This window comes from Streptomyces sp. BBFR51 (genome assembly GCF_044591655.1).
In the GTDB taxonomy this organism is placed as follows: domain Bacteria; phylum Actinomycetota; class Actinomycetes; order Streptomycetales; family Streptomycetaceae; genus Streptomyces.
The window spans coordinates 1,098,418-1,115,636 of sequence record NZ_CP172448.1; the positions used below are offsets into that span (position 1 = coordinate 1,098,418).

A 17,219-nucleotide genomic window follows, 5' to 3' on the forward strand; every position below is an offset into this window, starting at 1 on the left:
ATGCCGCCATTCCACATCATCAACGGCCGCAATGTCGAGGCTGTGATATCCAGCTCACGAAACCAATTGGTGGACTGGGTCAAGGAAGCCTACCTCCTGCACGCCGGCGGAGCTTCAGTGAACCCGGACAGCTATTTTCTCAATTTTCCGCAGAAACCCGGTACCCGCATCATCGCCCTCCCCGCATTCCTCGGCGGGGACTACGGGGCAGCAGGCATAAAATGGGTGAGCAGCTTCCCGTCCAACATCGAGCGAAACATCCCCAGGGCCTCAGCCACCCTTATCCTGAACGACTATGAAACCGGCTATCCCTTCGCCTTCCTGGAGGCATCGCGCATCAGCGCGGCGCGCACCGCCGCCTCAGCGGTGCTTGGCGCCGAAGAACTGACAGGAAGCCGGAGCGCCAGGACTGTCTCCGTGATAGGAGCTGGGGTAATAGCCCGCACCGTAGTGGACTTCTTCGAGGCTCGCGAGTGGTCCGTGGATAAATTTCTCATACATGATCGAAAAGCACAGTACATGGAGTCTCTCGCACGCTATGTAAACTCCTCGACCCCGTACCACTCGGATACGAGGAGTTCGCTGGAGTCCGCGATATCCGGCTCCGACGTGGTGGTCCTGACGACCACCGCCGGGACCCCGCACATCACGCAGCCCGGCGCCTTCTCGAACGGGCAGGTTGTTCTCAATATCTCGCTACGCGACATCGGCCCCGAGATAGTGGCCGCCTCGCACAACGTCCTGGACGACGTCGATCACTGCCTCAAGGCAAACACCTCCCCTCATTTGGCCGAGCAGCTTCTTGGGCACCGGGACTTCATCGACGGCTCCCTGCCGGAGCTCATGACACGCAAGATCGAGGTGGGTGAGGACAAGCCCAAGATCTTCTCACCCTTCGGCCTGGGTGTGCTCGACCTCGCGGTCGGACTGAACGTCTACCGCGCCGCCGTTGAACGAGGTCTGTCGACCGAGTTAGCCGACTTCTTTGGGGACTTGACGAGGTGGCCCTGACCAGCAAGCAGAAGGGTGAGTGGCTGGGTATGACGAATGATGCCTTCCTGCACCGGATGTTCGAGAAACAGGCGCAGCGATCCCCGAACGGCATCGCCATCTGCGCGGCCGGCGAGGAACTCTCCTACGCGCGCCTCAACGCCCGAGCGAACCAGCTGGCACGACAGATGATGGCTCTCGGTATCGGGCCGGAGCGGATGGTGGCAATCGCCCTGCCGCGCTCCGCCGACTATGTGATCACGATGCTCGCCGTGCTCAAGGCGGGCGGCGCCTACGTACCGGTGGATCCCGAACATCCGGCCGAGCGTCTGCGGTTCGTGCTGACGGATGCCGCACCCACGCTCGTCGTGAGCATCAGTTCGGTGGCCCCCAGTCTGCCGTTGTCGGACGCCGCGCATCTGCTGCTGGACGCTCCGCGCACAGTCGAGGATGTCGGCCGGTTCGCCCCGGCCGATGTCACTGACGCGGAACGGTGCTCGCCGCTGTCCCTCCGGAATACCGCCTACGCCATCTATACCTCCGGATCTACCGGCCGCCCGAAGGGCGTCATGATCGAGCACTCCTCACTGGCCTGCTATGCGGCACGCGCACGCGACGAGTACGGAGACGACGCGGAACAGTCACTCGTGCCCTCGCCTCTGACGTTCGATCTGACCCTTACAGCACTGTTCACGCCCCTGGTCAGCGGTGGCTGTGTGCACCTCATGGACACGCAAGACCCCTCCTCACACACTCGGCGACCGACTTTCCTCAAGGCGACGCCCAGCCAGTTCGTCTACCTGACCACCCTGTCCGAGGAGACCGCACCCTCCCGCAGACTCATTCTCGGCGGTGAGCCGCTGACAGGCAGCATCATCGACGCATGGCGCGCTGATCACCCGGACGTCACGATCGTCAACGCCTACGGTCCGACTGAGGCCACGGTCAACTGCCTGGAGTACGTGCTCCCTCCGGGAGCTGCCACCCCCGAGGGCCGGATTCCGATAGGAACTGCGTTCCGCTACGTCCAGGTCCATGTCCTCGACTCTTCGCTGTCCCCCATCGCGCCGGGCGAGGCCGGAGAGCTCTACGTCGCCGGTAAGGCACTCGCTCGCGGCTATCTTGGCCGGCCCGGACTCACCGCGGAACGATTCGTGGCGAACCCCTTCGGCCCTGCCGGAACACGTATGTACCGCACGGGCGACTCCGTGCGGATCACCGCGGACGGCCTGCTCGAGTACATGGGGCGAGTGGACGACCAGGTCAAGGTACGGGGCTTCCGGGTGGAGCTAGGTGAGATCGAGGCGGCGTTGGCCCGTCATTCCGGCGTTGCCCAGGCAGCCGTGGCGCTCAGGGAGGACACGGTCGGCGAACCCAGGCTCGTCGCCTATGCCGTGGCCCGGCCAGGCCATGACCTCCAGCCCAGTGACCTTCGGGCCTTCCTCGCGGCCGACCTGCCGGAATATATGGTCCCCTCGGCCTGCTTGCTGCTCGCCGACATGCCACTGACAGCGAACGGAAAGATCAGCCGCAGCACGCTCCCTGTTCCTGGTCCACTTACTCTGGGCTCGACGGGGCGTTCGCCGCGCGACGGCCGCGAAGAGCTGCTGTGCAGTCTGGTCGCCCAGGTCCTGGGAACCGGGCGGGTGAGTATCGATGACGACTTCTTCGAACTCGGTGGCAACTCCTTGCTGGTGGTGCGGTTGATTAGTCGCATCCGTGTCGCACTGAAGGTGGAACTCAGTCCGCGAGCGCTCTTCTCAGCACGGACGGTGGTGGAGCTGACCCGGGTCATGGACGCAGCTGACAGGGCACGCCCGCCACTGGAGAGAAGAGAGCGTCCCGCCGTCCTGCCGCTGTCCTTCGCCCAGCAGCGACTCTGGTTCGCGAACACCATCGAGACCCTCCAGCTCTCCTACAGCATCCCGTTCGTTCTCCGGCTGACAGGGGAACTCGACGTAACGGCGCTGAGAGCTGCGCTGGAAGACGTGGTCCGACGCCACGAAAGCCTGCGCACCGTATTTCCCGAGGTGGATGGGGCACCCTGCCAGATCGTGCTCGACCCGGCTCAGGCGATCGGCGAGCTGACTTTCGAGGCCGTCGCCCCCGGTCGACTGGAGGAGAAGATCCGCGCGTTCGTGGAACGGGGCTTCGATCTGGAGTCCGAGCCGCCGGTCGCCGTCAGACTCTTCGGAGTCGAGCCGAACCAGCATGTGCTGGTTCTCCTCCTGCACCACATCGCCACTGACGAATGGTCTCGTGGCCCGCTGTTCAGGGATCTGAGCTCGGCCTATGCGGCCCGTCGCATAGGCCGAGCTCCGGCGTGGTCCGAATTGCCGGCGCAGTACGCCGACTACACCCTGTGGCAACGTGACCTGTTGGGATCACCTGCGGATCCGTCCAGCATGTTGTCCCGTCAGCTGGAGTACTGGGCAAAGACCTTGACCGGCGTCCCAACGGAGCTGACTCTCCCGGTGGATCGCCCTCGCCCCTCGGTGCCGAGCCGCAACGGAGGTGTCGTACATCTTCGCGCGGGCGCCGAGCTCCATCAGAAGATGGTGCGGCTCGCCCAGTCCTCCGGAACGACAGTGTTCATGGTGCTGCATTCGGCCCTGGCGGCATTGCTTCACCGACTGGGCGCCGGAACGGACATCCCGATCGGTACCGCGGTTGCCGGGCGCGCGGACGAGGCCCTCGACGACCTTGTCGGCTTCTTCGTGAACACTCTGGTCCTACGCACGGATGTCTCCCAGGACCCCACCTTCCGCGAACTGCTGGCCCGCGTGCGTGGAGTGGATCTCGAGGCGTACGCGAACCAGGACCTGCCGTTCGAACAACTGGTTGAGTACGTGCGTCCGGAGCGTTCTCTCTCCCGGCACCCGCTCTTCCAGGTCATGCTCGTCCTGCAGAACCTCGACGGAGGCGAACTGAGACTGCCGGGCCTGGCCGTCAGCGAGACACCGCCGGACCCTGCGCGCGGTGCGTTCGACCTCACCTTCGAGTTCACCGAGCACCTGGAGTCCGGCGGACAAGCGGTTGGTCTGAGTGCCGTCATCGAGTACAGCCGCGATCTGTTCGACGACGCCACGGTCGAGGGATTCGCCCAGTACTTCCTGCAGCTCCTCGGTCACGCCGTGGAGGCTCCGGACGAGCGCGTCTCGGGACTCGACCTGCTTGCACTCGACGAGCGGCGCGCGATGCTGAGCCGGTGGAACGACACGGCGGTACCCGTACCGTCGCACACGTTGCCGGAGCTCTTCGAGCAAAGCGTCGCGAAACACGCCGCCGCGGTAGCGCTGGTGTCCCAGGACACGACCCTGACCTATGCGGAGGTCAACGCCCGTGCCAACCGTCTGGCCAGGGTCCTGATTGACCATGGTGTGCGCCCGGAGGACACGGTCGCACTGGTGCTGCCCCGTTCGGTGGAGCTCGTGACGTCGGTTCTCGCGGTGCTGAAAGCGGGTGCAGCGTACGTTCCCGTGGACCCCGGATACCCAGCCGACCGGCTGACCTTCATGTTCGCGGACGCTGGACCCAAATGCGCGATCACGCTGACCGACTTGATGGGGACCGTGCCCGCCGGGCTGCCCGCTCTCGTGTTCGACACGCCAGACTTCATGGCGTCGAGCCGTTCCAAGTCCGGCGTCAACGTCACAGATTCCGAGCGCGGTTCGCCCCTGCTGGTTTCCCACCCCGCCTATGTGATCTACACGTCGGGTTCCACGGGCCGGCCCAAGGGCGTGGTCGTTCCGCACACGGGTATGTCGAGCCTCCTGGCCACATGGCACCGGTTTTTCGACCTCGCGGGTGAGGACTCCGCAGTCCTGCAGTTCGCCTCTCCCAGTTTCGACGTCTCAGTGTGGGACATGTTCACCGCTCTGCTGACGGGCGCCCAGCTGGTCCTCGTCCCTCCGGACGGCGCGGACGGCCATAAGCTGGCGGAACTGGTGATCCAGTCCGGTGCCACGCACCTGGTCCTGCCTCCGGCGCTTCTCCCCTCCCTGCCGGAGGAACAATTCCCTGCACCCCTGACGATGACGATCGCCGGGGACACCTGTCCCCCCGAGGTGATCAAGAAGTGGGCGAGCGGCAGGCGCCTGCTGCATGTGTACGGCGCGACCGAGGTCACGATGGCCAGCACCGTGAGTGGGCCCATGGCCGGGGAACCCTATCCCAGTGTGGGCCGACCGATGGTCAACCAACAGGTCTACGTGCTCGATGCGCAACTACGGCCGGTTCCGCCTGGCTTGACGGGTGAGATCTACCTTGGGGGCAGCGGCCTCGCCCGCGGATACCTGGGCCGTCCAGCACTCACCGCGCACCGATTCCCCTCGAACCCGTTCGGCCCCCCGGGGTCACGTATGTACCGAACGGGGGACCTCGGACGTTGGCGTGCGGACGGCGAACTGGTGTTTCTAGGACGCATCGACAACCAGGTGAAGATACGCGGCTTCCGTGTCGAACTGGGTGAAATCGAAATGGTGCTGGCGGATCACCCGGATGTGGAGCACGTGACCGTGATCGCGCACGAGTTCCAGCCGGGTGACGAGCGTCTTGTGGCCTACGTCGTGCCCGCGGCGGAACGGCGTGACGAAACAGCGCTATGTGACCACGCCCGTCTCACTCTCCCCGACTACATGGTTCCCGCCATGGTGGTCCACCTGGATGAGCTGCCGCTGACCGCAAACGGAAAGGTGAACCACAAGGCGCTGCCGACTCCCGACCTCTCGCCGCGCTCTTCGGGACGGCTGCCGCGCACCGCCCTGGAAAGGGATCTCTGTCTCCTGTTCGCCGAGGTTCTCGGCGTGGATCAGGTGAGCATCGATGACAGCTTCTTCGATCTGGGCGGACATTCGCTCCTGGCCACCAGGCTGACCAGCCGCATCCGATCGTCGTTCCAAGCGGAGATCGGCGTGCAGACCTTGTTCGCCACCCCCACGGTCGCCGGTCTGGGCCAGACCCTGCACCAAGGACGGCAGGCACGGCCGGCGTTGGAACCGCGATCGCGTCCCGAGATGCTCCCGCTGTCCTTTGCGCAGCAGCGTCTGTGGTTCTTGAACAGGCTGGAGGCGCAGCGGGCAGCCTACAACGCGCCCTTCGTCTGGCACCTTTCGGGGCTGCTGGACATCGAGGTGCTGCGGCAAGCTTGGGGGGACGTCGTCGGTCGGCACGAGAGTCTGCGCACGGTATTTCCCGAACGTGACGGCGAACCGCATCAGGTCGTACTCCCGCCGCCGGCGAGCCTACTGACGGTCACCACCGTCGCTGTGGGCGCCGTGGAAGCAACGGTGGCCGAGCTGATCGATCAGGGATTCGACCTGACCGTCGACATCCCCGTCCGGGCCCACCTGCTTTCCAGCGACGCAGCTACACACACTCTGGTTCTCGTCATCCATCACATCGCGGGCGACGGGTGGTCCCGGGGCCCTCTGTACCGGGATCTGTGTACCGCCTACGAAGCCCGCCGGTCCGGCCGGCCTCCGCAGTGGTCCAGCCTCCCGGTGCAGTACGCCGACTTCGCCTTGTGGCAGCGCGAGCTGCTGGGTTCGGGAGCCGATCCGGAGAGTCTGCTGTCCCTTCAGCGGGCGTACTGGACGACGGCGCTCGAGGGCATCCCCGAGGAGCTCAACCTCCCGCTGGACCGCCCGCGTCCCGCCCTGGCGGGGTACACCGGCGGCGTGGTGCACTTCCGCCTCACCGAGGAACTTCACCGCGGTCTCCACGACCTGGCCCGCGCATCGAACACCACGGTATTCATGCTGCTGCAGGCGGCGCTGGCCGCCCTACTGCACCGGCTGGGCGCAGGCACGGACATCCCCCTGGGATCGGCCGTCGCGGGGCGCACGGACGATGCTCTCGACGACCTCGTCGGGTTCTTCGTCAACACTGTCGTGCTGCGCACGGATGTGTCCGGCGACCCCAGCTTCCTGGAACTGCTGAGCCGCGTTCGATCGGTCGACCTGGCGGCGTACGACCACCAGGAGCTCCCCTTCGAACGTCTGGTGGAAGAACTAAACCCGTCACGCTCGCTCGCGCGGCATCCGCTGTTCCAGATCATGCTGATCCTGCACAACACCGAGGACGCCCGACTGGAGCTGCCGGAGCTGCAGGTCACCGAGGCTTCCGCCGAGCGTGCGTACGCCAAGTTCGACCTGGCTTTCGAGTTCGCCGAGGCTCGTGGTGAGGACGGCGGACCGACCGGCGTGTCTGGTCAGATCGAGTACAGCTGCGATCTCTTCGAACGGGCCACCGTTCAGCGTTTCGCAGACTCCTTCGTACGACTGCTTGGCCACGCCGTGGCCGAGCCGGACGCCGCCGTCTCAGGGCTCCAGCTACTCAGCGCCGAGGAACGGCACGAACAGCTCCACCGCTGGAACGACACCGCCGTCCAGGAGGAGACGGACGGCTCCTGCTTACATCACCTGTTCGAGGAGCAGGCGCGGCGTACACCCGGGGTCACTGCGGTGACCGACGGTCCGCGTTCCCTGACGTATGCTGAGCTGGACGGCCTGGCCAACCAGCTTGCTCACCGGCTGCGCGACCACGGGGTGGGCCCGGACGTGCCAGTGGGCATGTGGGCAGACCGTTCGGTCGAACTTGTAGTGGGACTTCTCGCCGTGCTCAAGGCCGGCGGTGCCTACCTCCCGCTGGATCCCGATGTGCCCAGCGCACGCGCCGCCCAGATCCTTGTGGATGCCGGAGCGCCGGTCTGCATGATCACGGCCGCCCATGGCGATCGGCTTCCTGGCACGTGCCCGGCCACTCCGGTGCCCCTCGACATCGGTGCCGTCATGACCTACCCACAGACACCGCCCCGTGCTCCGGTTTTGCCGGGGCACCTGGTGTCCCTCTACTACACGTCCGGCTCCACCGGTACTCCCAAGGGAGTCGCCAGCACGCACGCCGGCTGGGTCAGCCGAATGCGATGGATGCAGCGACAGCACCAGCTGAAACCTGGGGAGTCGGTGCTGCATAAGACCGTGCTCAGCTTCGACGACTCCGCAGTGGAGATCTTCTGGCCGCTGATGGTCGGCGGCACTGTCGCACTGCTCGAACCCGGACTTCACCGCGACCCCCACGCAATTGCGCGGGCGATCATCGAACACCAGGTCGTCGTGGTGCAGTTCGTCCCAAGCATCCTCGCCCTCTTCCTGGAGGACCTGCCACCCCACGCGGCTGACGCAATGGGATCTCTGCGGCACGTGATATCCAGCGGGGAGGCGCTTGCCCCCGATCTCGTCGCGCTGTTCTACGAACGCATGAGGAACTCAGGTTGCACCCTGCACAACCAGTGGGGGGTTACGGAGGTCTCCATCGACTCCACCCACCACGCCTGCACCGCCGAGGACGTCGGCCGGCCCGAGATTCCCGTCGGGCTGCCGATCGACAACCATCAGGTCTACGTGTTGGACGACCGGCTGGAACCGGCACCCGTGGGCGCACCGGGGGAGCTCTACCTCGCCGGCCGAGGTTTGGCCCGGTGCTACTGGGACGACCCGCGGAAGACCGCCGAGGCATTTGTCGCCAGCCCGTTCGCCCCGGGAGAACGCCTTTACCGCACCGGCGACCAAGGCCTGCGCCGCCCTGACGGCACGCTCCTGTTCCTGGGGCGCAACGACCATCAGATGAAGATCCGCGGCATTCGGATCGAGCCGCAAGAGATCGAGCAGACGCTCCGGCTGCACCCACTGGTGTCCCGTGCGCTGGTGGTGAAGTGGGCCCCTTCCCCGGACGACCAGCGTCTGGCGGCATACGTGGTGACGGCCGAAACCGATCAGCCACCGTCCGCCCGGGAACTGTGGGAGTTCGCCTCCGAACGCCTGCCGTCGGCCATGACCCCCGGCTCCTTCACCCTCCTCGACGACATTCCCATGACAGTCAGCGGCAAGGTGGACAGGAAGGCCCTGCCCGACCCGAGCGACAGTGGGCTGCCCGCAGACAGCACTCCGCCGAGCAGCGAGTCCGAGCACCTGATCGCGGACATCTGGTCGGCAGTGCTCGGCATACCCCGGCGTCTCGGCGTGTTCGAGGACTTCTTCGCCCTGGGCGGCCATTCCTTGCTCGCCATGCGCGTCACCTCACGCCTGCGCAGGGCCTTGGACTTCGAATTCCCCGTGGGCCTGCTCTTCGAACACCCCACCGTCCGCGGTCTGGCGGAAGCCGTAGAGGCTGCTCTGCTGGAGGACTTGACCGGGCCCGGTGTCGCACAACCCGACCAGGACACCTCGCCGCCCGAGCCCCAGCCGTACCGATCAAGCGACCCGAAGGGAGAACCAGCATGACCGCGGGCGCAGACAGGGCCTCCGACGAGCAACGTGCCCGTTTGACCGAGCGCATCCGCGCCGCCCGGGTGCAGTCGCGTGACGGAGCCTCAGACACGGTGCCCCGCCGCCCCCGGGCCCAGGGCGAGCTGGTCGCCTCATCGGCCCAGGAACGCCTGTGGCTGCTGGACCGTCTGCTGGACGATCGTTCCCTGTACGTCATCCCCGTGATCTTGCGGATTGACGGATTTTTCGACGCGGGGCTGTTCCAGCGTTCCGTGACCAAGGTGGTCGAGCGCCACCAGGTACTCCGTACCGTGTTCGTCGAGCGCGATGGGCTTCCGGTGCCGGTGGTGAGTGAGATGACCGAGGCGCCACTGAGGATGACCGACCTCAGCACGGTGCCGGCCGCCGAACGCGAAGAGCGGGCCAAGGACGCCGTCCGAGCCGCCGCTCAGGAACCGTTCGACCTGAGCAGGGCCCCAATGATCCGCATAGATTCGATCCGGCTGTCCGCACAGGAACACCTCCTGGTGCTCGGCATCCACCACATCGCCGCGGACGGCTGGTCGCTGCCGCTGCTGTGGGCCGAGATCGCCCAGGTGTACGAAGCCCTCCGCCTGGGCGAACTGCCCGCCTTCGCTGAGACCGCCCCGCAGTACAGCGACTTCGCGCACTGGCAGCGAGAGCAACTGGTGGGCGACGGCATGGAACGTCAGATGAGTTACTGGCGCGAACAGCTGGAGAACCTGAGGCCCCTGCACCTCCCCACCGACCGTCGCCGTCCCCGTCGCTGGTCCGGACACGGTGACGCCGTCTCCTTCACCGTCCCCGCCACCACCACCAGCGAACTGACCGAGATCGGTCGCAGCCGGGGAGCCACCCTGTTCGTCACCCTACTCGCCGCCTTCCAGGCACTCCTGGCCCGTCACGCGGGACATGAAGACATCACGGTGGGCACCCCGGTCGCCGGGCGGACCCACGCTGAGTTGGAATCCTTGATCGGACTCCTGGCAAACACCCTGGTGCTGCGCACCGACGTGTCGGGAGACCCCACGTTCGAAGAGCTCGTCGAGCGAACACGTAAGACCGTGGTCGCTGCGTACTCCCACCAAGACGTGCCCTTCGAGAAGCTGGTAGAGGACCTGCGCCCGGAGCGCAACCTCAGCCAGAACCCGCTCTTCCAGGTCATGTTCCAGCTGAACGTCGGGCAACAGGACTACCAGTTCCCCAACGCCACGGTCACCTCAGTGGCACCCGACATCCACTCCTCCAAATTCGACCTCACCTTCGCCCTGTCCGAACAGGCAGACGGCCTGTCCGGGCAGGCGATCTTCGCCACCGACCTGTTCAACCGCGAAATGGTGGAGCACCTGGTCGAGCACTATCAGCGCCTGTTGCTCAGCGTCACTTCCGGACCGAGCTGTCGGCTGTCCGAGCTGGACATGCTCGGGCCCCAGCAAGAGTACGCGGCACTGTCGCAGGGTGGTGAGCGGAATCAGCTTGCGCCCGTGGGAGAGTGTCTGCACCACCTCATCCTGGACCAGGCCGAAGCGACCCCGGATGCCCCGGCGGTCCGCTGCGGCAACCGGACGCTGTCCTACCGGGAACTGGCGGATCGCTCGGCACGGCTGGCCGCCCGGCTGCGGCAACGCGGTCTGCGCACCGGCGACCTTGTCGGCGTGCACCTGGAGCGCTCCGCCGACCTGGTGGTCTCCCTGCTGGCCGTCATGCGAGCAGGGGGCGCGTACGTTCCCATCGATCCGTCGTTCCCGCGACAGCGGGTGAACTCCCTGCTGTCAAACTGCGCCATCCGCCAGCTCGTCAGCAGGGGCGCCCTCCTGGGCGAGACCCCCGTGCCGGCCCATGTCGGCGTCGTCGACCTCGACCGCGACGCCGCAGTCATCGCCAAGGCCGTATCCGACACCCCGGCGACAGGCACGCCGGAACAGCTGGCCTACGTGATCTACACCTCGGGCTCGACAGGGCACCCCAAGGGAGTCATGGTGCCCCACCGAGGTGTCGTCAACTTCGCCCAGGACATGAAGGAACGGCTGAGCCTGGGCCCCCACGACGTCGTCGGCGCGCTCACCACCGTGTCCTTCGACATCTCCGTGCTGGAGTTGCTGGTCCCGCTCACTGCCGGAAGCACGGTGCACGTTCTGGCGCGCGAGGTCGCTCAGGACGGGCAACTGCTCACGGACGTCGTCGACTCGGCCGGGATCACCGTACTGCAGGCCACTCCCACAGGGTGGTCGGTCCTCATCGAGACCGGCTGGCCCGGCGCCGACGTGCGGGTCCTGTGCGGAGGAGAAGCGCTGCCCGAGCCGCTGGCCGTCAGCCTCCGGCGCCGGGTGAGCGTGCTGTGGAACGTCTACGGACCGACCGAGACAAGCATCTGGTCGACCGCGGAAGAGATCACCGATCACACTGCTGCGTCCATGGCCGGGTCTACGGCCCCGGTCTCCATCGGCAAACCCCTCAACCGCACCAGTGCCTACGTCCTGGATGGCAGGATGCGGTCGGTTCCGGTCGGTGCGACCGGCGAACTGTACCTTGCAGGTTCCGGTGTCGCCCACGGTTACCTGGGCCAGGCGGCGCTGACGGCCGCGCGCTTCGTGCCCGATCCTTTTGGCGAGCCCGGCACACGCATGTACCGCACCGGAGACCTCGTACGCCGGCTCATGGACGACCGGCTCGAGTTCGTCGGACGCAACGACGAGCAGGTGAAGGTCGGTGGTCACCGGATCGAGCTCGGGGAGATCGAGAGCTGCCTGCGCACGCATCCCAACGTGGCTCAGGCAGCGGTGCGCACCCACGGTTCGGGCACCGGTCGGCGCCTGGTGGGCTATACGGTTCCGCGCAACGGGATCGATCCTGGCCAACAGGCGCTCCGCGACCACGTCTCCCAGAGCCTTCCCGCCTACATGGTCCCCACAGGGTGGGTGTCGCTGGACCGCCTGCCGCTCACCGCGAACGGCAAGATCGACCGATCCGCACTCACCCAGCGGCCCGCGCCGGTGGCTGCGAGCACGGACGGGAAACCCGGGACCGGCGAAGGGCGCATCGCGGCGGTATGGGCGGAAGTGCTCGGGCTGGAGCGGGTCGACGTCAACGACAACTTCTTCACCCTCGGCGGGGACTCCCGGCGTGCCGCTCAGAGTGTGGCGCGCCTGCGCGCCGAGCTCGACCTGGAGATCACGGTGCGCTCGCTGTTCGAAGCGCCCACGGTCGCCGAGTTCGCGGCAGCCCTCGAGAACGCCGAACGCGCCGCGGTCATCCCGCCCCGGCAGGGCGGAGCCCCAGCTCCCGCGTCGTACACGCAGCGACGCATGTGGTTCCTCGAGCAGCTTCGGTCGGGCGGATGCGCGTACAACGTCGCTCCGGTGCTGAGACTCCACGGGTGCCTAGAAGAAGGGGCGCTGCGTGCGGCGCTGGAGGACGTCGTGGCCAGGCACGACATACTGCGTACCCGCTTCGTGCACACAGACGGCGCTCTTCAGCAGATCGTGGACGAGTCGGCCAACCCCTGGCTGGCCACCGTGGACCTCACCAGCTCCGAGGACCCGGTGACGGATTCGGCCTCCTGGGCGGCCGAGTTGGCCCGCCAGCCTTTCGATCTCACCGAAGGACCACTTCTGCGCGCACGGCTCCTGCGGCTTCGTCCGCAGGAGCACGTCCTGGCACTCGCGTTGCACCACAGCGTCATCGACGGTTCGTCCCTGCCTGTCCTGCTCCGTGACCTCAGCGGGTTCTACCGTGCCCGGCTCGGGCACAGTGGCACCGAACCGCCCCGACTCACCCGGCAATTCGGCGACTTCGCCCACTGGGAAGTGAGCCGCGACGTGGCGGCGGAGGACGATCTCGCCTTCTGGAAGGAACGGCTGCACAGCACCTCGCCGACCGAACTTCCCACCGATCTCCCCCGACCGGCGGAGTTCACGGGCCGGGGCCGGACCCTCGAGTTCACCATCCCCGACGATGTCGCGGCACAGGTGCGGGAGGTGTCCAAACGGCAGGGCACCACGGTGTACGTCACGCTCATGGCCGCCTTCATGACAGTGGTCTCGCGGCTCTCCGGGCGCCCGGACATCGTGCTCGGCTCCCCCATGGCCGGCCAGGGTCGGCTGTACCCCGAACTGGAGAACGTCATCGGCCCCTTCGTCGACACCGTGGTGCTGCGGGGCCAGGTCACGGACGGGCTGAGGTTCGTGGATCTGCTGAGCCAGGTACGGCAGGAAGTCGTCGAGGCGGAAGCGCACCAGAACGTGTCCTTCGAGCGGCTTGTGGAGCAACTGCGACCCGACCGGGAGCTGAGTCGGCATCCGCTCTTCCAGATCATGTTCGCCCATGGCACCGACGAGCTCACGGACCTGGATCTGCCCGGTGTGCGGGCCGAGCCCTTCCCCGTGCCGGAGGAGTCCGCGAAGTTCGACCTGAGCGTGGTGGTCGTGGAGTCCGGTCACGGCATGACAGGAACGGTCACCTATGCCGAGGACCTCTACCGGCACGAGTCGGCGGAGCACCTGGTCCGTCTCTTCCTCGGCTCCCTCAGGGCGACGGTCGCCGATCCCTGGTGCCAGGTGGCGCGGCTGCCCGCACCCGACGTGCACGACGTGGCGCGTCTGACCCCCGCGACTGCAGCGGACGAGCGTCGGACGTACGACCTGGTCCGGGCCCAGGCGCTCAGGACGCCGGAGGCGACAGCCGTCACCTGCGGCTCCCGAAGCCTCACCTACGCGCAGCTCGACTCCAAGGTCAATCGCCTGGTCAGGTGGCTGCTCGACCACGGCGCGCGGCCGCGACGCCCCGTGGGCCTGCTCGCGGATCGTTCCGTGGACACGGTCGTGGCGCTGTTGGCCGTCCTTGCCTCCGGAGCCCCATGCGTTCCGTTGGACAGCGGCGCGCCCGTCGGCCGCAACGCCCTCGTGCTGCGCGAGAGCGCGGCGGAGGTCTTGCTCACCGACAGGCGCCATGCCGCAACGCCCAGCCTCCCCACATTTCGCAGCACCCTGCTGCTCGACATCGGGGAAGAGGAACTGGGCGACTACCCGGACTCCCCTATACATACGACCCACCGGCCGGATGACGCGGCCTACATCACCTACACCTCCGGATCCACTGGGTCCCCCAAGGGAGTGGTGTCAGCCCACCGGGGAGTGGTCAACTACCTCGAATACCTGCGCACATCCCACGGTCTCGGTCCCGGGGACACGATCATGCAACTGGCGGCCCTGTCCTTCGACGCGTCCGTCCGGGACATCATCGGGCCGCTGGTCTGCGGCGCCCACGTCGTGGTGTCCGAGGAGTCCGGTGCCCGAGATCCCCGGTCGATCCGCAAGGAGATGAGGCGCCGGGGCGTGAACGTGCTGCTGTCAGTCGTGCCCTCCTTGTTGACCTCACTGAGTGCGGTCAACCCGGATGACGAGGCAGAGGACCTGGATGTACGGCTCGTGCTGACCAGTGGTGAGGCGCTGACCTCCGATCAGGTCCGTCGTGCCCGGACACTGGGTTCCGACGTCGTCGTCGTGAACCAGTACGGCCCGACCGAGTGCACCATGACGTCCACCTGGCATCGCATCGCCGCAGAGGACCCGGTTGCCGGACCACTGCCGATCGGCAGACCGATCCCGGGGATGGCCTGCCTGGTCCTGGACTCGTGGCTCCAGCCACTGCCGGCAGGAGCAGTCGGTGAGGTCTACCTGACAGGGGCGGGACTGGCACGGGGGTATCACCGATCCCCGTCGTTGACCTCCGAACGCTTCGTGGCCAACCCTCATGGGCCTGCAGGCAGCCTCATGTTTCGTACCGGCGACCTGGCGAGATGGAACGCCCAGGGTCAGCTGGTGTTCCACGGCAGAACCGACAGGCAGGTCAAGATTCGCGGCGTCCGGGTGGAGCCAGGCGAGGTGGAAGCCGCGCTGTGCGCCGAGCCCGGCGTGAGGGGGGCGGCGGTCGTTGTCAGGACTTCTGGCAACGAGGCGGAACTGGTCGCCTACGTGGAAACGAACGGCGGATCGGTGGATGTCAAGGCACTGCGCAGCCGGCTCGGCACAACGCTCCCTCCGCAACTACAGCCGTCGCGGTACGTGATGCTCGATGCATTACCCAGGACGCCGCACGGCAAGGTTGACCACGCGGCGTTGCCCGAGCCGCCACGCGAACCAGTAGGCGAGCACGTGCCACCGCGGGACCGCCTGGAACTGCAACTTACCTGTATCTGGGAGGAGTTGCTGGACCGAAGCCCGATCGGTGTGCGGGACGACTTCTTTCACATCGGTGGACATTCCCTGAAAGCCGTCGACATGATCCAGCGAGTCCATGCCCAGACAGGTATCGACGTGCCGCTCAGCACGGTCTTCATCGCGCGAACCGTGGAACAGCTGGCGGAGGAACTGGCCAGCGGCGGAGGGCAGGCCGAGCGTCTGCTCTTCGAGATGAACCACAGTCCCGCCTCCTCCCCCCCTCTCTTCCTGATCCACCCCCAGTCCGGCGGAGTGTCGTCGTACGTCAGGCTGGCGCAGGAACTCGGCTGTGCCCGGCGTGTGTACGGCATCGAAGCGGTGGGTTACAACAGCGACGCCGCCCCGCTCACCGGCATCCCCGAGATGGCTCGCCGCTATGTCGAGGTGATCACCGAGGTCCAGCCGCACGGCCCCTATCTACTGGCGGGCTGGTCCTTCGGCGGGAATGTGGCCCATGAAATGACCGCGTTGCTCGAGGCGGCGGGTGAGCGGGTGGCATTTCTCGGAGTCATCGACGCGCGGGCATTCGGCGAGGACGGCATCGACGGCTGGTACGCGGAGGTCGACGAGTTGGACAGGGTCAGCATTCTGCACGGCATCGACACCGCCGAGCTGCGCGGTGAGGGGGGCCCGGAGGAGGCGAAGGAGCGACTGAGCCATCTGCTGCTGTCCGAGCACCGCGTCGCACGGCACGCCGACGCGCGCGCCATCCGGCGCATGGTGGACGTCTTCACCGCCAACGGCAGAATCGCGGACGCATACCGGACCACGCGCCGGATCGAAACCGACATCTATCTGTTCCGCACCGCCGACCTGCATCCCACTCTGCCGAACCCGCAGGTGCGACCACGCAGTTGGGCTCTGCGAACCAAGGGAGAGGTGCGCACGGTCACCGTGCCGGGCAACCACCACAACGTCATGGAAGCACCGCATGTACAAGTCCTGGCCAAGCGTCTTCTGGAGGAACTCACGTGACCGGCGCCATCGGAGTGGTGGGTGGGGTGGGCCCGCTTGCGGCCGCGCACTTCTATCAGAGGCTGTTGCAGTTGAGTGGGGCCGATCGGGACGAAGAATATCCCGCCGTCATCCTCGTCGCGGAGCGGGTGCCGAGCCGGATCGCCCACTTGTCCGGAACGGGGCCCAGTCCGCTGCCCGTTCTCATGAAGGTGGCCCGTCGGCTGGTTGCGGCCGGCGCGGAAAGCATCGTGATTCCCTCCGCAACGACACACGCCTATCGGGGGGAGATCGCAGCGGCGGGGGGTGTTCCCGTCTTCAACCTGCTCGAGGAGACAGGGCGAAGACTAGGCGAGCGAAAATACCGGAACCCGCTCGTCCTGGCCACGGAATCGACAGTCGGACTAGGCCTGTTCGAGCCGTACCTGAAGAACGGCATCCGCGCACGATATCCGTCCGTCTCGGAACAACACGAGGTGAACGGATTCATCGAGGCGGTCAAGCGCGGAGCCGATCCCGAAGCCGGTCGACGGAAGTTAGCCCTGTGGATCAATGAGAAAGCGCCACACTACGGTGCGGACTCCGTCGTGCTCGGCTGCACCGAGTTGCCTCTGATCAATCCAGGCGGTTCTCTGCGCCTTCCGACCGTGGACACCACGGACGTGCTGGCCGAAGCGGTACTGCGCAGGACGGCGGCGCCGCAAGGCGACGAGGCGGCCTCAACCTCACTTCCCATCCTAGTAAGGAAAAGTTTCTAAACGTATGCTTA

General features: G+C 66.6%; 4 protein-coding genes. All 4 read left to right on the top strand.

Annotated elements, in window-relative coordinates; translation table 11 throughout:
• Genes sbnB through ACGH7X_RS05120 form a run of 4 tightly spaced genes read left to right on the top strand, consistent with a single transcriptional unit; the run spans position 1 to position 17,208 of the window.
• A complete protein-coding gene (gene sbnB, locus ACGH7X_RS05105; protein WP_399882053.1) occupies positions 1–1,011 on the top strand; it encodes a 2,3-diaminopropionate biosynthesis protein SbnB in 1,011 nt (336 codons plus the stop codon).
• The gene (locus tag ACGH7X_RS05110; protein WP_399882055.1) at positions 1,002–9,272 is read left to right on the top strand and encodes an amino acid adenylation domain-containing protein; all 8,271 of its coding nucleotides are present in this window, start codon (positions 1,002–1,004) and stop codon (positions 9,270–9,272) included. Before sbnB ends, ACGH7X_RS05110 begins: the two co-directional genes overlap by 10 nt.
• Positions 9,269–16,471: an amino acid adenylation domain-containing protein gene (locus ACGH7X_RS05115; protein ID WP_399882057.1), complete on the top strand. Its 7,203-nt coding sequence runs from the start codon at positions 9,269–9,271 to the stop codon at positions 16,469–16,471. Before ACGH7X_RS05110 ends, ACGH7X_RS05115 begins: the two co-directional genes overlap by 4 nt.
• The gene (locus ACGH7X_RS05120; protein ID WP_399882059.1) at positions 16,468–17,208 is read left to right on the top strand and encodes an aspartate/glutamate racemase family protein; all 741 of its coding nucleotides are present in this window, start codon (positions 16,468–16,470) and stop codon (positions 17,206–17,208) included. Before ACGH7X_RS05115 ends, ACGH7X_RS05120 begins: the two co-directional genes overlap by 4 nt.
• Positions 17,209–17,219: the final 11 nt, after the last annotated feature.